This window comes from Pedobacter sp. BG31 (genome assembly GCF_042464845.1).
Taxonomy (GTDB): Bacteria; Bacteroidota; Bacteroidia; order Sphingobacteriales; family Sphingobacteriaceae; genus Pedobacter; species Pedobacter suwonensis.
Genome location: NZ_JBHNZK010000019.1, coordinates 1 through 20314, shown reverse-complemented (window position 1 = coordinate 20314; position 20314 = coordinate 1). Strand labels below are relative to the sequence as shown.

The 20314-nt window shown below is 39.3% G+C and carries 18 protein-coding genes; 5 read left to right on the top strand and 13 right to left on the bottom strand.

Going from position 1 to position 20314, the window contains the following annotated elements; all coding sequences use genetic code 11:
- Positions 1–224 precede the first annotated feature (224 nt).
- Positions 225–1181: a GLPGLI family protein gene (locus ACFE6N_RS19420; protein WP_378939200.1), complete on the top strand. Its 957-nt coding sequence runs from the start codon at positions 225–227 to the stop codon at positions 1179–1181.
- Positions 1178–3838 (top strand): carboxypeptidase regulatory-like domain-containing protein, encoded by a 2661-nt coding sequence (locus tag ACFE6N_RS19415; RefSeq protein ID WP_378939198.1) that lies wholly within the window; start codon positions 1178–1180, stop codon positions 3836–3838. Before ACFE6N_RS19420 ends, ACFE6N_RS19415 begins: the two co-directional genes overlap by 4 nt.
- A 54-nt stretch (positions 3839–3892) precedes the next feature.
- Here the strand turns inward: ACFE6N_RS19415 and ACFE6N_RS19410 are convergent, their stop codons facing one another.
- From ACFE6N_RS19410 to ACFE6N_RS19390, 5 genes are all read right to left on the bottom strand, one after another.
- Positions 3893–4108, bottom strand: coding sequence for a hypothetical protein (locus ACFE6N_RS19410; RefSeq protein ID WP_378939196.1), 216 nt, complete (start codon positions 4106–4108; stop codon positions 3893–3895).
- Positions 4109–5168: 1060 nt separating this feature from the next.
- The gene (locus tag ACFE6N_RS19405; RefSeq protein WP_378939194.1) at positions 5169–6662 is read right to left on the bottom strand and encodes a M56 family metallopeptidase; all 1494 of its coding nucleotides are present in this window, start codon (positions 6660–6662) and stop codon (positions 5169–5171) included.
- A 5-nt stretch (positions 6663–6667) separates the two neighbouring features.
- Positions 6668–7030 (bottom strand): BlaI/MecI/CopY family transcriptional regulator, encoded by a 363-nt coding sequence (locus ACFE6N_RS19400; protein ID WP_090987357.1) that lies wholly within the window; start codon positions 7028–7030, stop codon positions 6668–6670.
- Positions 7031–7181: 151 nt separating this feature from the next.
- A complete protein-coding gene (locus ACFE6N_RS19395; RefSeq protein WP_378939192.1) occupies positions 7182–7682 on the bottom strand; it encodes a hypothetical protein in 501 nt (166 codons plus the stop codon).
- A gap of 90 nt (positions 7683–7772) precedes the next feature.
- Positions 7773–9146 (bottom strand): dicarboxylate/amino acid:cation symporter, encoded by a 1374-nt coding sequence (locus ACFE6N_RS19390; protein WP_378939190.1) that lies wholly within the window; start codon positions 9144–9146, stop codon positions 7773–7775.
- Positions 9147–9303: 157 nt separating this feature from the next.
- On the opposite strand from ACFE6N_RS19390, the gene ACFE6N_RS19385 reads away from it, so the two are divergent.
- The 3 genes from ACFE6N_RS19385 (at position 9304) to ACFE6N_RS19375 (ending at position 11065) form a co-directional block, all read left to right on the top strand.
- Positions 9304–9801, top strand: coding sequence for an RNA polymerase sigma factor (locus ACFE6N_RS19385; RefSeq protein ID WP_378939188.1), 498 nt, complete (start codon positions 9304–9306; stop codon positions 9799–9801).
- The gene (locus ACFE6N_RS19380) at positions 9788–10387 is read left to right on the top strand and encodes a hypothetical protein (RefSeq protein ID WP_145861431.1); all 600 of its coding nucleotides are present in this window, start codon (positions 9788–9790) and stop codon (positions 10385–10387) included. The genes ACFE6N_RS19385 and ACFE6N_RS19380 overlap by 14 nt, the downstream gene beginning before the upstream one ends.
- A 105-nt stretch (positions 10388–10492) precedes the next feature.
- Complete coding sequence (locus tag ACFE6N_RS19375) at positions 10493–11065, top strand: DUF922 domain-containing protein (RefSeq protein ID WP_378939185.1); 573 nt, start codon at positions 10493–10495, stop codon at positions 11063–11065.
- Here ACFE6N_RS19375 and ACFE6N_RS19370 read toward each other — a convergent pair.
- The 8 genes from ACFE6N_RS19370 to ACFE6N_RS19335 form a co-directional block, all read right to left on the bottom strand.
- Positions 11048–11428: a diacylglycerol kinase family protein gene (locus ACFE6N_RS19370; protein ID WP_378939182.1), complete on the bottom strand. Its 381-nt coding sequence runs from the start codon at positions 11426–11428 to the stop codon at positions 11048–11050. The two genes, ACFE6N_RS19375 and ACFE6N_RS19370, sit on opposite strands and share 18 nt — an antisense overlap.
- A gap of 226 nt (positions 11429–11654) precedes the next feature.
- The gene (locus ACFE6N_RS19365) at positions 11655–12248 is read right to left on the bottom strand and encodes a hypothetical protein (RefSeq protein ID WP_378939180.1); all 594 of its coding nucleotides are present in this window, start codon (positions 12246–12248) and stop codon (positions 11655–11657) included.
- Between the two features lie 63 nt (positions 12249–12311).
- On the bottom strand, positions 12312–14222 hold the full coding sequence (locus tag ACFE6N_RS19360) for a beta-N-acetylhexosaminidase (RefSeq protein ID WP_378939176.1): 1911 nt from the start codon (positions 14220–14222) through the stop codon (positions 12312–12314).
- A gap of 624 nt (positions 14223–14846) precedes the next feature.
- Positions 14847–15803: a thioredoxin-disulfide reductase gene (gene trxB, locus ACFE6N_RS19355; RefSeq protein WP_378939174.1), complete on the bottom strand. Its 957-nt coding sequence runs from the start codon at positions 15801–15803 to the stop codon at positions 14847–14849.
- A gap of 247 nt (positions 15804–16050) precedes the next feature.
- The gene (locus ACFE6N_RS19350; RefSeq protein WP_378939172.1) at positions 16051–17679 is read right to left on the bottom strand and encodes an acyl-CoA carboxylase subunit beta; all 1629 of its coding nucleotides are present in this window, start codon (positions 17677–17679) and stop codon (positions 16051–16053) included.
- A gap of 500 nt (positions 17680–18179) precedes the next feature.
- Positions 18180–18719, bottom strand: a complete 540-nt coding sequence (locus ACFE6N_RS19345; RefSeq protein ID WP_378939170.1) for a hypothetical protein — start codon at positions 18717–18719, stop codon at positions 18180–18182.
- Positions 18720–18778: 59 nt separating this feature from the next.
- Positions 18779–19240, bottom strand: a complete 462-nt coding sequence (locus ACFE6N_RS19340) for a MaoC family dehydratase (RefSeq protein ID WP_090987382.1) — start codon at positions 19238–19240, stop codon at positions 18779–18781.
- Positions 19241–19329: 89 nt separating this feature from the next.
- Complete coding sequence (locus ACFE6N_RS19335) at positions 19330–19923, bottom strand: TIGR00730 family Rossman fold protein (RefSeq protein WP_378939167.1); 594 nt, start codon at positions 19921–19923, stop codon at positions 19330–19332.
- Positions 19924–20314: the final 391 nt, after the last annotated feature.

The following is a 20314-nucleotide window of genomic DNA, read 5'->3' as shown; positions in this document are numbered from 1 at the left end:
CAAATGACATATCAAAAATCTAGGTGTCTATGCATCTTTGTAAATAAACACGTCCTCTCTCCTTCTCAATTTTCCATTTTCCATCTTCCTTTTTTACATCTTCCATTTCCATCATCTGTCTTCCATTTTACCCATCCTCCCGTTAAAAAATGTTAAAAAACTTTTCTAATTACGAAAACTTCGTAGATTTACGAAAATTAAATAGATAACTAAATAACCATATCATGAAACAAATTTTTACTACTTGCCTGGCTACAGCCATTTTACTCTCAGCAAAGGCCCAGGAACCAGACAAAGCTTTGGCCAGGGTGCGCTACACTTTTACACACGTAACCGATACGACACAGAAAGATAAACCCAAAGTAGAAAATATGCTGCTTGTAACCGGTAAAAATGCATCTGTATTTACCAGTTACGATAAAATGAACCAGGCAAAGAACATGCAAATGCAGATCATGGAGCAAATGAAAAACCAGGCAGGTAATGGAAACGTGAAAATTGAAGTAAAAAGTGAAACGAAAGCACCACTTACCCAGGAAGACTATTTCTTTTTTGCAAATGAACATAAAATGATTACCAAAGAGCGCGTATTTAACAATTACCTAATTGAAGAACCTGCTCCAACCATTAGCTGGAAGATATTAAAAGATACGATGAGCTTTTCGGGAATTGCCTGTCAGAAAGCAACTACACATTTTAAAGGCCGTAACTGGATAGCCTGGTTTGCAACCGATATTCCGTTTCAAAGCGGTCCATGGAAATTAAATGGTTTACCTGGTTTAATTATAGAAGCTTACGATGATAAAAAAGAAGTGAAATTTGAATTTGCCGGACTTGAAAATGTAAAGGAAACAAATGCTACAGACAATCCCGATGGAGAGGTTAAAATTGCAGCCCCAAGTGGCGGAGTGAGTTCGGTAAAGATTATGGGCATGGATATTAGCACCAGTTACCTTGGATCTGAAATTAAATTACCAACAAATGCAATAAAAACCACAAGAAAAGAACTCGATAAACTTAAAACAGCACGCGATAAAGATCCGCAAGGTTTTATGCAGGCCCAAATGGCTGCAAATGGAATGCAAGGTTCATTCAAAACCAATCAGGCGCCACGTCCTGTAAGCAAGACCGCAAATAAAGCTGAAATCAATAATCCGATAGAAATTGCAGATAAAAAATGAGAAAGTTCATTTTCAGCTGCTGGCTCTTGCTGGCAGCGCTTTCTGTTGCTGCACAAAGGCCACTTAAAGGATTGGTAAAAGACACCAGTGGCAAAGGTGTTGAATCCGTTAACGTTACCTTAAAAGATGCCGGCGGTAACATCATCAATTTTACCAGAACGAATAAAAATGGCGCCTTTACCATCGAACTCAAAAACGAAGCCATTGCAGGTTACCACCTTGAAGCTTCGAGCATTGGTTTTAAAAAGATGGTGACCACCGTAACCGACGTTGCTAAAAATTATGAGGTGATTTTACAACCCAGCGAAACCACACTGGAAACGGTAACTGTTAAAAACAGACCATCATTGACATCCAGGGGCGATACTTTAAATTACCGCACGGCTGACTTTGCCGATAAGCAAGACAGAAGTATTGGCGATGTATTAAAAAAAATGCCCGGTGTTGAGGTGGCCGAGGATGGCAAGATCACCTACAATGGAAAATCAATATCTAACCTATATGTGGATGGGGATAATCTATTAGATGACAAGTACAATATAGGCACCAAAAGCATTCCGCATGGGGCAGTTGATAAGGTCCAGGTTATTCAGAACGATCAACCTATTAAAATGATGCGCAAAAATAATATGAGTGATGATGTTGCCTTAAACCTGGTGATCAAAGATGAACCTAAGCTTAAAATGATGGGAGATGCCACTGTTGGTGCCGGGGTCCCCAATCGATTTGATGAAAACCTAACCGCCATGTTGTTTAATAAAAAGCTAAAATTTATCAACAACATAAAAGGAAACAATATCGGCATTGATCCGGGCAGCGATCTTATTGCACATAATTTTTCCGATTATGCAAAAAAACTGGATAACGATAAACCAAACGGACTGCTATCCACCGGTGCTGCCGGGGTACCATCCCTGCCACAAAGCAGATATCTGTTTAACAAAGCTGGCCTGATTAACCTTAACAATTTATACAAGTTTAATCCAGACCTCCAGTTAAGGGCCAATATCTCCTATCTATACGACCAGAGACATCAGGAATACAATAAATTTTCGGAGACTTACCTTCCCGGTCAAACCATACGTTATGCAGAAACACAAAACAATGCCATTAATCCACAAAAAATCAGGGCGCAGTTTAACCTGAATGGCAATGCGGAACGATACTATCTGAATAACAATCTGGTATTGGAATATACCCCTTTCAAAACCACATCGGATTTAATAATTAATAACGTAGCAGCCAACCAGATCCTTAAACAGAAAACTTTCGATTTATCGAACGAATTTAATTACCGAAAAAAGTTAAAATCAGAGGATGTAATCAATCTCTACTCCTATTTAAACCATACTGCTCAACCCGAAACCCTAAATATTACACCCGGGCTAAACCCTGATATTTTAAATAATGGAAACAGTTATCTTGATTTAACACAACAGATCAAACTACCAACCTGGTACACCAATAACTATGTGTCATTCGCTTTTGTAAAAAACAATTTCGTACAAACCTACAAAGCAGGCTTTAATGTGCAGCAACAGCAGCTTAATTCAGTGCTATACCGCACGCAAAATAATCAGCAAACGGAACCCGTTACAGGAAATACGGTAAATGAACTTGACTGGTTTAAAACCAAACTTTACACTGAAGCCACTTACGAGTATACCAATGATAAATTAAAGGCTGGTTTAAGCTTACCGTTAAGCTACAACCACATTGACTACAGCGATACCGCTAACCAATTGCATAATAGCCTGAATAAGCTATTCATAAACCCTTCGTTTAACCTAAAATACGAAACCAGTACCGAAAATTATGTAACGGCAAACTATAGCTTCAGAAACGACCTGGGAAATATTAGCGACGTATACCGGGGTACGATTTTAAAGAACTACCGTTCATTATTTTCAAACGATGCACCAATTACCGAATCCCAAACACATAACATAGGCGCCGGTTTCAACTTTAGAAAGGCCATGCAAATGTTGTTCGCGAATTTAACGGCCAATTATAGCGACACTGAGTTGAACACCATTTCGGCCTTCAACCTGAGCAACAACATTCAGCAGAAAATTGTACTGCCGTTAAATAATCATATCCGTAACTTCTACCTTGCAGCAAACGCCAGCAAATACCTGTTTACCCTAAAAAGCACCGTAAATGCCGGCGTCAGTTATTCGCAAAGCAGATACAGTCAGCTACAGAACAATGCACTTTTACCGTTTAACACGCAAACCATAGCTTACAAAGTTGGGATTGAAGCCAAGCTGAGCGACTTCATTAACTGGTCTTACGTAGCCAATTATGCCATTACCGATAATAAAGCGATACTAGCTAACGGGATAAAAACGAATTTTAAACAATTGAGGCAACAGTCTGCTTTAGCGATTACCACAATTAAAAATCTGTACGTAAACCTATCTGCTGAACACCTTTTCACCAGGCAATCATCACAACCTGATTTGAAATATATTTTTGCGGATGCAAACCTGCGCTACAAATGGTTAAAAATGAAGACGGATATTGAATTTGGGATCACTAACCTCACCAATATTAAAAGGTTTGATGCCATTTACCTTTCGGCCAACTCCTTAACTACGGGGACTTATATTATCCCCGGGCGGGTAGCCATGCTCAAGGCGACGTTTAATTTTTAAGATTTAGTTAGCGGGAAGTACTATAGCGCATGATCTCCCGCTGATTTTAGATGATTAACGCAGATTGTTTGAATAACTTTTCTGATCTGCAAACTCCCTTTGATCTGCGGGAAAATAAGCGTTACGAATGCTTTTTTGCTGCTGCGCTTGATCTCCCGCTGATTTGAGATGATTAACACAGACTGTTGTTGTAAGAACTTTCCTGATCTGCAAAATCCGTTTGATCTGCGGGAAAATAACTGTTACGAATGTTTTTTTGCTGTAGCGCATGGTCTCCCGCTGATTTGAGATGATTAACACAGACTGTTGTGGTAAGAACTTCCTGATCTGTAAACTCCATTTGATCTGCGGGAAAATAACCGTTACGAATGCTTTTTTGCTGCTGCGCATGATCTCCCGCTGATTTGAGATGATTAACACAGAATGTTGTTGTAATAACTTTCCTGATCTGCAAAATCGGTTTGATCTGCGGGAAAATAACTGTTACGAATGCTTTTTTGCTGCTGCGCATGACCTCCCGCTGATTTGAGATGGTTAACACAGAATGTTGTTGTAATAACTTTCCTGATCTGCAAAATCGGTTTGATCTGCGGGAAAATAACTGTTACGAATGCTTTTTTGCTGCAGCACATGATCTCCCGCTGATTTGAGATGATTAACACAGAATGTTGTTGTAAGAACTTTCCTGATCTGCAAAATCCGTTTGATCTGCGGGAAAATAACCGTTACGAATGCTTTTTTGCTGCTCCGCATGATCTCCCGCTGATTTGAGATGATTAACACAGAATGTTGTTGTAAGAACTTTCCTGATCTGCAAAATCCGTTTGATCTGCGGGAAAATAACTGTTACGAATGTTTTTTTGCTGTAGCGCATGGTCTCCCGCTGATTTAAGATGACTAACACAGACTGTTGTTGTAAGAACTTTCCTGATCTGCAAAATCCGTTTGATCTGCGGGAAAATAACTGTTACGAATGTTTTTTTTGCTGTAGCGCATGGTCTCCCGCTGATTTAAGATGACTAACACAGACTGTTGTTGTAAGAACTTTCCTGATCTACAAAATCGGTTTGATCTGCGAGAAAAATACCTGTTACGAATGCTTTTTTGCTGCAGCGCATGATCTCCCGCTGATTTGAGATGGTTAACACAGAATGTTGTTGTAAGAACTTTACTGATCTGCAAATTCCCTTTGATCTGCTAAAAACAACTGTTACGAAGGCTTTTTTGCTACAGCGCATGATCTCCCGCTGGTTAAGATGATTAATGCGGATCGTTGTTTACGAACTGTCTTTATCCGTACAATCCCTTTGATCTGCGAAAAAAAACTCGACTAATACTTCGTATTGATCTGGATAAACTGCCCTTTCTGATCCATTTTCATATCCATAATCATATCGGGATTTAATTGATCAATCGCTTCTTTGCCCACTTTATTTCCGTTCAGGTAATAACCCATACTGGTGACCGAAGATTCTTTTGCACCAGGTTTATCTTTTAATGCTTCGCTGTTCTCTTTGGTATTGACAGTAGATTTCATGATAAAAATGGCTGTAACTTTTTTCCCTTTTGTACCTGCTACATTTCCAAAGCCACTTTTTGCCTGTTCAGCGAGCATAATCTGTTCAATTCTTTCATTAACTGGAACTGAATCTGTAAAGTTGAACTTTTTGACCAAAATCCGTTTGTTTGAGCTACCGTCTGTTTTAAAATGGAATTTAAAATTGTCAACCTTTTTTTGAATCGCGGCCACTACATCTTGCTGTGCGGAATCCAAACCATTACTATTCTGTTTCAGAACAAAGGTAAATCTGTCAGCGGTATCTGTTTTAAGCACCACCCGCGACATAACCTGCCTTTTTTTATTAATTTTTGATTTTATTCCGGCTTCCACAACAGCTTCAGGCTGGTGATGCGGCATCACATTAACTACTGCTTTGGTTAAAGGGGATAAACTTTTCTCTACCGCTTTTTTATCAATGGTAAAGGCAAGTGAAATGCACAGCAAAACCGGCAAAGCAAGCATATAGCGTGTTAAATTTAATTTTGATGACCGTTTGGCGTTCATCATCATGATCCTCTTTTTAAGATCAGACAAGCTGAAATTATTCACAATGGCAACTGAAGCCTGTAAGTTACCTACATCCAGCAAACTATACTGATAAGCTTTTTTATCTATTCCTTTTTTTAGAATGCGGGCATCGGTAATAAACTCAAGATTTTCGCGCACGGCCTTTTTCATCAGCCAAACGCCGGGATTGAACCAGTAAAAAACCACGCAAATTTCGGCCAGAATAATATCAACTGTATGCCATTGCTCCACATGGACTTTCTCGTGGGCCAATATATTGGGAAGATCTTCCTGCTTATGAAGTCCCGGATTGATATAAATGGTTTGCCAGAAACTAAAAGGACTTACCTCATCCGCTAAAATCCTTACCTGATACTGATTTAACTTATCGGGCGAAGAATTTTGATGCATGCGGTACAGCGAAATAAACTGCACCAGTAACCGCAATGCCATAAGCAACAGGCCAACATAAAAGCATATCGTAAGCACCTGCCACAATAGGGGAACGGCATCCTGTTTTACCAGCTGGCTTACCTGTTGGTTCAGCCCCGGAACAAAGGCAGGCACAGATTGATGTCCGGCCAAAAAATCAGTCAGGTTAATAAAAGGATAAGCAGAAGAAAAAATAATCCCAAACAAAAGAAACGTCCTGTTGAGAGAATAGAATGTTAACCTCCGCAACACCAGGTAATAAGTGGCCGAAAACAAAATCAGCACGAGGTTAATTTTAAACAAAATGAGAAAGAAATGTGGCATAGCCTCTACTTTTCAGGGTGTTCAATTAAATTGATGATCTCTTTAAGTTCTTCGGCACTGATCTTTTTATCCTTAGCAAAAAAAGCAACCAGTTCTTTGTACGAACTTTGAAAATAATTATTAACAAAACCGCTCATAAAACGCTTTTTATACTCTATTTCTTTAACCTTTGCACTGTAGCGGTTCGCATTTGCAAACCGTTCGCTTACCAGATATCCTTTACGTTCAAGATTTTTGATAGTCGATGCCAAAGTGGTATATGGTGGTTTAGGTTCGGGCAGCACATCCATAAAATCTTTAATAAAGCCTTTTCCAACCTGCCAAACAGCCAGCATCGCTTCTTCTTCCTGCAATGTTAATTTTTCCATACTTACGAATATATCGTAAATATACGAAAACATCTTAAATAATAAAGACCTTAATCTGCTTAGATCAAGGTCTTTATTTATGATAACGAGTGAATATTGCCTTCTTGGATTTTCGACTCCCGACTCAGGACTTCTGAATCCCGACTAAAGATTACTTAGCGCTTCTTTTTTCGGCCTGTAACAATGTTTGATCTATAACTTTCCGCATTTGTACGGCAGCATCCAACAATTTGGGATTACCATCAAAATCGCCGTAAATCACTACATGTTTTGTTTTTTCCTTGTATTTAAACAAAATATCGTAACGTGGCACTGCCATGGATTTTTCACTTTTCCTACCTATGGTATCCGGAAAATTCCAAAGTCCGATTTCATTAGCTTTACTGTGCATGTAAAGAATATCGTCGTTTTTTAAAAAGATTTTTTTCCTAACTACCGAATCGGCCCCGGTTACATACTGATACTCGCCATTGGCTGAGTTATAGTGATTTTCTAAGGTATCTTTAATGCCCCATTTGTATTCCATTGATACAAAATCCTTTTTCCGGAAGGGTGCATTCTGGATAATCGGTTTATAATAAATGTAACAGTAAATGATCATCGGAACGATAATCGTAATGGCTAAGAATATTTTTTTTCCTCTACTTGACACTTTTTATTGAATTTTGAATGATTGAATTTTGAATTAGCGCATTATTAAATAATTGAAAGCTTAAGAAGACTCTGGACTCCAGACTACCTACTACTCCTTCAACTCCCCTTCCCATTTACTTACTACAGCCGTTGCAATACTGTTCCCCACCACATTGGTTGCCGAACGGCCCATATCCAATAGCGGATCAATACCGATTAACAATGCCAAACCTGCTTCAGGAATATTAAAACTGGCAATGGTACCAGCGATTACAACCAAAGATGCTCTTGGTACGCCTGCAATTCCTTTACTCGTTAACATCAAAATCAACAGCATCGAAATTTGTTGTTCAAAACTTAAATGAATGCCATAAGCCTGGGCTATAAATAACGAAGCAAAGGTCATATACATCATTGATCCATCTAAATTGAATGAATAACCCAAAGGCAGCACGAAGCTTACAATTTTATCCTTGCAGCCGAAACGCTCCAAAAGCATCATTGTTTTGGGATAGGCTGCTTCGCTGCTAGCCGTGCTAAAAGCTAAAAGGGCAGGTTCTTTCATATCGTTTACCAAACGGAAAATCCGTTTTTTCAATATCAGGAAACCCAGAAAAATCAATACTCCCCACAAAATGATTAAACCAAAGTAAAATTCCCCAATAAAAATGGCATAAGTATTCAGCACGCTTAAACCCTGTTTGGCAATAATAGCCGTCATGGCTCCAAATACGGCAAGTGGGGCAAAGTTCATTACATACCCTGTCATCTTCAGGATCACGTGCGCAATGGCATCAAACGCTTTGATTACAATCTGTCCCATATCACCAATAGCTGCTGTAGCCACCCCAAAAAACAAAGAGAATACTACAATTTGTAAAATCTCATTGGTAGCCATTGATTCGGCAATACTTTTCGGAAATACATGCGCTATAAAATCCTTAACACTCATGGCCGCCTTCTGGATCCCGGTATCAACAAGATGATCGGGCAATGATAACTTCATGTGCTTACCAGGTTCAAACAAATTTACCAGGATCATCCCTAACACAAGCGACATTAACGACATGGTTAAAAACCAACCCAATGTTTTACCTCCTATACGGCCAACAGCTTTGATATCGCCCACTTTTGCTACTCCGACAACCAGTGTAGTAAATACTAACGGGGCAACAATCATTTTAATCAGGCGCAGAAAAATATCACTTAACAGGGTAAAAAACTCCAGTTTTTTCTCCCTGATGGTCTCGTTTTCTTTTTTGATCTTAGAGGCAGCCTTTTTATCTGCTTTAAGCTGGGTATAAACCGCGCTCGTGGTATCAGTTGATTTTGCAATATTAACTTCTATGCTTTTAACCCTGGCGTCAGCATTCAGAATGTTCTGGTTGTAAACATTAATAGCATTTACGTTTAAAAAATACCCCAATGCAATTCCTGCAATCAGCGCTATAAAAATAAAAAGCGTGAGTCTGTTTTTCTTCATGAATAAAAAAGTTTGTGGCAACTTAATTCGGTAAAACTACGATATTTACGGCTTGTAACCAATTTTGATATCTGGAGGCTTCAAAAATATATTATTTTGGAATTCCTGTGTAACAAAAAATGTGTATCAACATCTAAAACGCAACGACAGCCCCTAAATGGAACAAAAAGACAAGTTATTCAAGCAGATCTTCGATTCGAATTCCAAAAAAATATTCCATTTATGTTATGGTTATACCGGCGATACCGACGCCGCAAATGATCTTATACAGGAAACTTTTTTAAAGGTCTGGCAAAATCTCGATAAATTCCGCAATAAATCTTTGATTTCAACGTGGATTTATCGTATCGCGGTAAATACCTGTTTAACCTACCTGAGATCGGAAAAGAGACAGGCAAAAGATGAATTAACGGATAACATTATCGAAAATAAAGTAGAAGAATTTTCGGAGAAAAACGAACAGGTAGCTTTGCTTTATAAATGTATTTCTAAACTTGAGGAGAATGACCGTTTAATTATTACCATGGTACTGGATGAACTGCCATATCACGAAATTGCCGATATTTCAGGTATTAGTGAAGGTAATTTAAGGGTAAAAATTCATCGTATTAAACAAAAATTAACAGAATTATATAGCCAGTATGCAAGCGTTTGATCAAATACAGGAGTTGTGGCAAAAACACGAGGTAGAAGTTAAGGTTTCTGCTGACGAAATGTTGCAACAAGCGAAGAAAGAAGTAAATGGATTAAAGCTGAAATCGGCCTTAAATATTGGGGGTATGCTGCTGTCTTTCATCGCCATTGCTGCCCTATGGATATTTTTCCATTTCGAATCGTGGACCACGCACGTAGGTATCAGCATTACCATTATTGCTATTGGTGTGTATACCTTAATCCTTTACCGGGATTATCGTTTAATTGCCAAAAATGATTTCACCGCCCATCCGAATGAATTTTTAAACACCTTAAAAACCTATCAGTTAAACCGTTACAAACTATACAACTCACTTTACTGGTTTTATGCTATAGCCCTTTCTTTGGGTTTAATATTTTATTTTGTAGAAATACTGGCATACTTTAGCACCATACAGAAAGTGGTTGCCATTGGTTTAACAGCATTGTGGATTATTTTCTGCTCAACCATTTTACGCAAAGCTGTAATAAAAAGAGAAAAAGAGCGGATTGCCTTGCTAATCGAAAAATTCGAGCGTATTAGCGGCCAGATTTCTACTCCCGAATAATTTTAGGCACGGTTTTTTCGCAGTAAAATTTGACACACAAATCCTGATGATTTGATTGGCCTGAATGGCAATGAAAAATCAGGCTGTGATACCGTTGAAAAAATTATGGCATTTAAAAAACTGATCATTCCGATATTATTATTGTTATTGCTGCCTTTCTCTTTTGCTTTTAAACAGGATTTTACCCAGCCCGTACAACTGAACTGGGAAACTTATTTTAAAGGCAAAGCTGATGAACGCTCGCCATTTATCGCCTTAACGGCAATGACCTGGGAATATAGTTACAACAGTACTCTATATCGAAACCGTGTAGTGATTAAGCTTAAAAATGAAGTACGGATTGATAAAAACCGTTCATGGGTAAAGTGGGATAAGATTAAAGATCCTGAAGTAAGGGCGAGCTTATTGCACCACGAACAGGGACATGTAAATATTCAATACATTTTGCTTTCTGAAGCTGAAAGGGTGCTAAAAAACCGGAATTATTCCGTTAGCAACTATAAAGCCCAGATAGCCGAACTGGCCAACCAGATCAGCAGTTATTTCGACACCATGCAACGTAATTACGATGAGGAAACCGAACATGGCAGCAACCACAAAATGCAGGCCCGCTGGGACCGGATTATTGAGGATAAAATGGAGGAATCGAGAACGGCTACATTAGCGCTGCAGAAATAATAATTTCGGGATAAATATAATGGCCCCAACGGCTAAAGCTAAACCTGCAGCAACCAAAACCGCAGCAGCGGCCAGGTCTTTTACGATTTTAATTTTAGGATGAAAACCCGGCGAAACCACATCAGCAAGCTTTTCAATGGCAGCATTTAAAATTTCGGCAACAATAACGGCCGAGATAACCCCCAAAACGGAGATCCATTCTAAAGCAGAAAGTTTAAGGTAAAAAGAAAGGCCAATAGCAATAACTGCTGCAAAAAGATGAATTCTCCCATTATGATCATTAACAAAAAAGAGTTTTAAGCCCTGAAAAGCATATTTAAAACTTTTAATGCGATCAATAATGGAAAATTTTTCGTTGTTCATTTTCATATATGGTCAATAATGAAACATCCTTCTACACGCTACCACTGACAGATTCCAATAGACTTGTCGTCCTTCTCGACCGCAGCAACGCGAAGTGGAGAGATCTAACCAGCGAACCTTAAACAAAACCATCGTCCCGACAAGCGTAATTTGAAGAAATCCTATCTTAGAAAAGACTTCTCGACTACGTTGCACTTCGCTCGAAATGACGGATACATCGATACCCTTACTTCACCTCGCTCGTCGAAAAACTGTTCCCGCTTAACCTGTACTGGTAAGTTTTGCTGATGGTTTTAGTACTATCTCCGCTATCCCTTACAGGAAACGAACGAAAAAGGTCGCCATTTTTGATGAAAAATTTATCATCACCTCTATAACCTTTCTTTTGACCGACGTTTAAAGAAGGAAAACTGATTTTATTAAAATCGCCGCCCGCATATTCAAATACATTGAGATCGGAAACTGTTTTTTTACTCAACAGCTGTATATATAATTCCGGATTTCCATCATTATCCAAATCCATATTCCAGGCGTCGGTAATAATACCTTTGCGATCAACAGCTGCCGACCGGTAATGATTATGGATCGAATCAGACATTAAAATCTGGTAACCGCCAATAGAATCGACACCTTTACCCCAACTTAAAATTTCAAAATTTAATCCGGGTTTTACTTCAATATCCTTATAAAAACGAAAAGGATTTTGCACTTTTACGGTTTCAGTTCTGATTTCTTTTGGCTTCTCTTCGCTGCATGCTAAACAAAACAGCATCCCCGTAATGCACAGGAGATGCTGTAATGTATATTTCTGTAATTTCATTTTAGTTTGGGATATTTTGGTTGTCCCAAATTAAGGATTTTAGCCTATCAAAGCAATTTATTTTTATTTCTTCGCCTCTGCTTTAACTTCAGGGGCACCGTTATTTAAAACTGTTTCGGTAGTTACACTTCTTCTACCGTTTGGGGCAATAACAATGGTTTTTAAAACCCTCTTCTCTCCTTTCGGAACCGTGATTTTTACAGGACCGTTGTATAAAAAAGCGTTTTCCGAAGGGCGCGACAGATCAATTGAATAATAAATTTTGCTTCCTAAAACCGGTGGTTTTAAATCAATGGTAAATTCACCTCCCGTTAAAGGTTGATCACTTAGGCCAATTGGAGTTGGTACCCAAAAGTTGATCCCCATTTTATCCAGGCGGGCCAAATGCACCGGTAAACGCTCTTCGCTAAAGTTTTTTAAATCTTTGCGCTCAACCGGCGACCACGCAATTTCTGATAAAGCCAATAGGCGTGGGAAAGCATGATTTTCGGCTTTTGCAGTAGTTTTAATATACTCTGTCCACATATTGGCCTGTACGCCTTTAATATATTTTCGCTGATCGGCAGTAAGCACTTTTGGAATCGGATCATAAGCATATATTTTTTGGTACGGCGCAAAACCACCAATGGTAACCGGCTCATCGGGAGAATTAGATTGTTTGTGATCGATATACAAGCCCATTGAACCCGGTGTCATGATTACATCATGATTTTGTTGTGCCGCAGCAATACCGCCATCTTCACCCCTCCAGCTCATTACTGTAGCATTTGGTGCCAAACCACCTTCTAAAATCTCATCCCAGCCAATAATAGAACGGCCTCTGCCATTTACATGTTTCTCTATCGTCTGAATAAAATAGCTTTGTAATTCATGCTCGTCCTTCAAGCCTTTTTCTTTCATCAAAGCCTGGCAAAACGGCGATTCTTTCCAATAGGTTTTTGGCGCTTCATCGCCACCGATATGGATATATTTTGAAGGAAAAATATCGATTACTTCATCAAGGATATTATTCAGCATGGTAAAAGTATTGGCCGATGGGACGAAAATATCATCAAAAACACCCCAGGTTTGCTGTACCTGTTTGCCTTTTCGACTACCTGCCCAAGGCGTTTTATCGCTGATAAAAGTATCGCGATCAGGGAAACAGCTCAATTCCGGGTATGAAGCAATAGCGGCAGATGCGTGACCGGGCAATTCAATTTCTGGGATTACGGTGATGTATTTAGCAGCAGCGTATTTAACAATTTCTTTGGCTTCTTCCTGTGTGTAGAAACCTTTCACCGGCGTCAGGTAATTTCCATTACCCGGATAATTGCCTATTATGGTACCATTACGCGATGAACCGATTTCGGTGAGTTTAGGGTATTTTTTTATTTCCAATCTCCAGCCCTGATCATCAGTTAAATGCCAGTGAAAAGTATTGATTTTATAATAAGCCAGCTGATCAATATATTTTTTGATAAAAGAAACCGGAAAAAAATGACGACTTACGTCGAGCATTGTTCCACGATAGGCAAAACGTGGATAGTCATTGATACTAACCGCAGGAATGGTAATTTTATCGGCAGCTTTATCTGGCATCATCTGCATAGCCGATTGAACGGCATAAAACAACCCTGCACCTTTTCCGGTTAAAACAATCTGTTTCGGGGTAACTTTAATGGTATACCCTTCAGTTGGCAATTGATCCGCACCTAAAGAAGTTAAAATAATGGCCTTTTGGTTAGGTTGGGTAATTTTAGTTTCGCGCAGGGCGAAGCCTGCCTTGTTCACCACAAAAGCATTTAATAAATCAGCCATCTTTGCGCCATCAATGCTTTGATTGACTAAAACCGTGGTTTTATCCAATTCAAAACTTCCGCTTGCCCTCGTAATGGCTACCGGTGCAGGTATGATGCCCATATTAGGATCACGCTGCGCAAATGCACCAGTACTGATTAATACTCCAATAAAAACCGATAATGCTTTGTTCATTTTTTGTATTGATTTATAGCTTAAACTAATTATTTGAACCAAGATAGAGATTATGGAGAAATTACAAATCCCACATTCTTGTTACAATGCTGATCAACCGTTTGACTGCACTGCAAAAGAACATAAATTCTTAGCATGAAGAAGTTGTGATATGGATTTCAAGAGAGCCGGGAACCTGGGTTGCTTAGCAAAGCTAAATTTCTGTGGTGATGTTGCCAAGGGACAGATCTCTTCATTTCAATGAATTTTCGTAGATAATGACTACTTTTTTATCAAACGTAGGAGAACTAATTAAAAATCTCGCTATTAAACATGAATAGCAGCAGGAACCTTAGTACTTAAACCTGATCCGATCGCTATCGGATGTAATGGAAAGCACGCAAACGAGCTACGAGTGCGGACTTGTAATGAAAAGCAGGACGAACTTTAAAAAGCACTACGGAAATTGCTTTCCAAAAAAGATAACTCTACCGATAGATCTCTCCATTTCACTGCGTTTCAGTCTAGATGACGATTCTATCTTAGATTTAGGTAATATGGCTAGCTGAACTATTTTGAGGCAGCCATTATAAAAAAGAGAAACCATTGCTGATTTCTCTTTATTAAAATATTTTGAAATTACGCTTAAGCTTCTACGGGATGCTCTTTAGCAGCCAAATACCTTTCGGCATCAAGTGCAGCCATACAACCAGAACCTGCAGCGGTTACTGCTTGTCTGTAATACATGTCCTGCACATCACCACAAGCAAAAACACCTTCGATATTGGTTAAAGTAGAGCCCGGTTTAGTGGTTAAATAACCCGTCTCATCCATATCAAGTTGTCCTTTAAAAATATCTGTGTTCGGTTTATGGCCAATAGCCACAAAGAAACCTTCAACAGCAATATCAGATTCAACACCTGTTTTGTTATTGATTACTTTTACTGCTGTTACATTTTTACCGTTACCCAAAATTTCCTGCGTTTCGGTATTGTAGTGTACAATAATGTTAGGAATAGCTAACACGCGGCTAACCATTGCTTTTGATGCCCTGAATTCATCGCGGCGAACCAGCAAATGCACTGTTTTACAAAGTTTGGCTAAGTAAGTTGCTTCTTCTGCAGCGGTATCACCGGCACCTACAATGGCTACATCCTGACCTTTAAAGAAGAAACCATCGCAAACGGCACAGGCAGAAACACCAAAACCGTTGTATTGTTGCTCGCTCGGTAAACCCAACCATTTTGCGGTAGCACCTGTTGCAATAATTACAGTATCAGCAGTAATGGTTTTAATTTCGTCAACTACCACTTTATGAGGGGTTGAAGAGAAATCTACCGAGCTTACATAACCGAAACGGATATCGGTTCCAAAACGTTCAGCTTGCTTACGGAAATCTTCCATCATTTCAGGCCCCATAATTCCTTGCGGGTAGCCAGGGAAATTTTCTACATCTGTAGTTTGCGTAAGCTGTCCGCCAGCTTGCATACCAGTATACATAATTGGTTTTAAATCAGCTCTGGCAGCATAAATTGCAGCAGTATAACCTGCAGGACCTGAACCTATAATTAAACACTGAACGTGTTCGTTTTCTTGTGACATTATATAATATGTTTGAAATTCATTAATCGTAGCGCAAATTTAATGCTTTAAATAATTGTTAACAAGCGCACATTGTCAACATAGTTTACTTATTAACAAGCTAAAGCGGTAAGCGCTTAGCGTTTGGCGAAAAGCGATTAGCATTTTCTTCGGTGTAAGAAGATTTTGCCTGGAACTCTGGCTACTTAATCTGCCAGGTGGTAACACCCGGCAGCACCTATATCATCTTCAAAGAAGTTATCGCATTTTAAGTCTGAATTACCCCGACACTAAATTTTTTGATAATTGGTGATTGATTGGCTGCCTCAATGCCCATCGAAATGACCTTTCTGGTTTCAAGTGGATCGATAATGCCGTCAACCCAAAGTCGCGAAGCAGCATAGTAAGGCGTAGTCTGGCTATCATATTTATCGGTTATCTCTTTCAACAGCTCAGCTTGTTTTTCTGGCGTAATCAATTCGCCTTTAGCTTTTAAAGATGCTTCCTGAATTTGCAAAAGGGTTTTAGCGGCCTGTGAGCCTCCCATTACGGCAATTTTTGCGGTAGGCCATGCGTAAATTAAGCGCGGATCATAGGCTTTACCGCACATGGCATAGTTACCGGCACCATAAGAATTGCCCAACACGATTGTAAATTTAGGCACTACCGAATTGGCAACGGCATTAACCATTTTGGCCCCGTCTTTAATAATACCGCCATGTTCAGAGCGACTGCCTACCATAAAACCAGTCACATCCTGCAGAAAAACCAAAGGGATTTTTTTCTGGTTACAATTCATGATAAAACGGCTTGCCTTGTCGGCACTATCCGAATAGATTACCCCGCCGAACTGCATCTCCCCTTTTTTCGATTTAACCACTTTACGCTGATTGGCCACAATACCTACGGCCCAGCCTTCAATACGGCCTAAACCACAAACAATACTTTGTCCGTAGCCTTTTTTATATTCTTCGAATTCGGATCCATCAACCAAGCGGTTAATAATATCCATCATTTCGTAAGGTTTATCTCGGTTTTCGGGGAAAATGCCGTACAATTCCTCTTCTTTTTCTTTTGGTTTAACTGGGGTAATACGATCGAAACCAGCAATTTGAGGAGTACCCAGCATACTCATGATGTTTTTAATGCTATCTAAACAGGCCTGATCATTAGGATGTTTATAATCGGTAACACCTGAAATTTCGCAGTGTGTAGTTGCGCCGCCTAACGTTTCATTATCTACTTCCTCGCCTATGGCCGATTTAACGAGATAAGATCCCGCTAAAAATACCGAGCCAGTTTTATCTACAATCATGGCTTCATCGCTCATAATGGGTAAATAGGCACCTCCTGCAACACAAGCTCCCATAATGGCCGAAATCTGTACAATACCTTCTGAAGACATGATGGCATTGTTGCGGAACATCCTGCCGAAATGCTCTTTATCGGGAAAAATTTCATCTTGCATGGGCAGGTAAACACCAGCACTGTCAACCAAATAAATTACCGGCAAGCGGTTTTCCATCGCAATTTCTTGTGCACGAAGGTTCTTCTTGGCTGTCATCGGGAACCAGGCACCTGCTTTTACGGTCGCATCATTAGCCACAATCATACATTGCCGGCCACTCACATAACCAATGCCACAAACCACGCCAGCCGAAGGGCATCCCCCCTGCTCGGCGTACATGCCATCAGCAGTAAAGGCTCCGACTTCTAAAAAATCAGAATCTTTATCAATCAAATAGGCAATCCGCTCACGCGCCAGCAGCTTACCCTTTTCTTTTTGTTTTGCAGCATTTTTTTCGCCACCGCCCTGGTATACTTTTTTAAGTCTGGTTTTCAGTTCGTACACCAACTGCTTATTTACATCCTCATTTTTATTGAATTCGATATTCATGGAGGCAATTTAAATTTAATTTTAGAAAAATGGTATTGACCAAAATGGTTTCTGGTCTAGCACCTGGTTTAACTACAAAGGACGCCATTTTTTTAACTGCAAAGAATAAGTGAAGTGTTTTAAACACAGAGATCAAAGAGAAAAAGTACAGAGGAAACAGAGTTGAGTTTAGCATCTTAGTATTTTCTGTGCTTTGATCGCTTTTTAACCGCAAAATACACTAGTGTTTTAACACAGAGATCACAAAGAAAAAGCACAGAGGTCACAAAGTTGAGTTTAGCATCTCCGTGTTTTCCGTACTTCCGTGGCTTTTTTAACCGCAAAGTGCGTTAAGTGTTTTAACACAGAGAGCACAAAGAGCAAAAGGGTATATATGTATATTTTGAAACGCTAAGTTTTAATCACAGAGATTACTGGAAAAGGCCCTAAGAATAAAAAAGCTATTATGGCTCGGACCACTTTGTGTAAAACTCCGTGTGCTCTGTGGTAAATTGTCTTGTTTATTCTTGATAAACCACACCATTAATCTTGATTTTCTGGTATTGTTCGGCCCAGCCTTTACCTTTTATATATTTTACCTGTGTGGGGTGGCCTTTTAAATTCGGATGATAAATCGGATCAAACGAGAAAGTGATTTCTTGATCTGATTTTTGAACTACCGTTACTTCATTATCGTTTTCATCTTTTTCGCCCGTAGTGAAAAATTTGTCGCCTTTCTTTGCAGAAAAATCTGCTCTGGTGTATGTTTTAAACGGACTATCGGGATAGCCCTCGATCAATCTGTTATGCTCATCTATCCTTAAGTAGACGGTGCTGACTGCATCGCCTCCTACCAAAGAATAGAACTTATAAAAAAGCTTATTATTAATCCGAACGCTATCCTGAATTTCGGTATAGGATTGCGCATTCATGTACCATAAATTACCAATCTGCATCGGCAAATAGGAATCAGCTGCCAATTGCTGCTCTTTATTGGTTTGACAGGACAGGATAATCAGGCTAATAAAAATGTAGCCCAGGGATTTATTGCTTTGGATCATAAGCGAATCTGTTTCTTATTTAACCATTAAATATAAACAATACGCTCCGCAATCAATAATTAGCTTATAAAATGATACAAGAAAACGACCTCTCCGCTAAATGCAGGTTTTTTCTGGTCTTCAATTTCCATTTCGATAGCCATATTAACTTTGGTTACACCACGGAGATTGATAATTGAAGCCAGTTTAGCTTTTAATCTTACCTTACTGTTTACGGTTACGGCCTGTGCAAATCTTAAACTTTCTATCCCATAATTGATCTCCATTTTTAAGTTCTGGATATCAACAATTTCTTTCCAGAGATACGGGATTAACGAAAGCGTTAAATAACCGTGCGCTATAGTTGCCTTAAAAGGGCCTTCATTTTGTGCTCGTTCCTCATCAACATGAATCCACTGATGATCTAATGTGGCATCGGCAAATTTGTTAATCTGATCTTGCGTAATGGTATGCCACGAAGAAACTCCTAATTCTTTGCCCAGGTATTGTTCAAATTCTGCGTGCGAGGTGATAATTTGCATTTGGTATGTATGTTTGGCGCCAGGCGTTTTGCGTATGGCGGATTGATAATTTCTTAGTCTTACTTGATACTTTCTACTCGATACTTCTCCTAACTCAAATTTCTTTCTCTGAACCAGACCTCATCTGGAATAGCTGAAAAATCATCCATTTTATTAATTAAAGTTTCGGCGTCGGCTTCATTAAATACTAAATCCCGATTGGCTGGCTTCAGAAATTTACTTTTCACCATCATATCCATTTGGGCAAACAAGGGATCGTAAAAACCATCCACATTCAATACACCGATCGGTTTATGGTGCAGACCGAGCTGTAACCAGGTTAATACTTCAAAAAATTCCTCCAATGTACCAAATCCGCCAGGTAATATTATAAAACCATCGCTAAAATCAGCCATTTTCTGTTTTCGCTGGTGCATATTTTCGGTCACCAGCATTTCTGTCAAACCCTGGTGTCCAACTTCCTTATCCATTAAAAATTGAGGAATTACCCCTGTAACCAGGCCGCCCAATTCCAGTACATCATTGGCTATTAGTCCCATTACACCAACACTTCCTCCTCCATAAACCAATCTGATCTGTTGTTTTACCAGTGTTTCTGCCAACTGCTTTATTGCATCACGCAAAGTTGCATCCCCATTAAAGTTTGAGCCGCAGTACACACAAACGGAATTAAGCTTATTCATTCATTAAAAAATTTACCGAAGTTAAGATTTTATATGCTTTCCATAAATTTTTATTCTGCACAAACTTTTAGCAGCATGTAAAATATTAAGTCGCTATCAGATTTTTTTTGCCTAAAGACCAGCGGTTTTGCTACATAAAGCTGATTGAAGAGAAAACCCACGCGGCGAAAACTTAAAAAAGAAACAAGACCGACTTTAACATGACATACTGCAATCGCGTTTCAAACCACATTGAGCACTTAAATAGTTAAGCAGTTATTTATTCATCGAGTAAGAAGCAGGGAATTAGTTTCCCTGCTGTCTCCTCACACCACCGTACGTACCGTTCGGTATACGGCGGTTTGTTAGAATAACTTCGTTTGGTGCGTCGTTTTCCAATAGTAATAGTTAG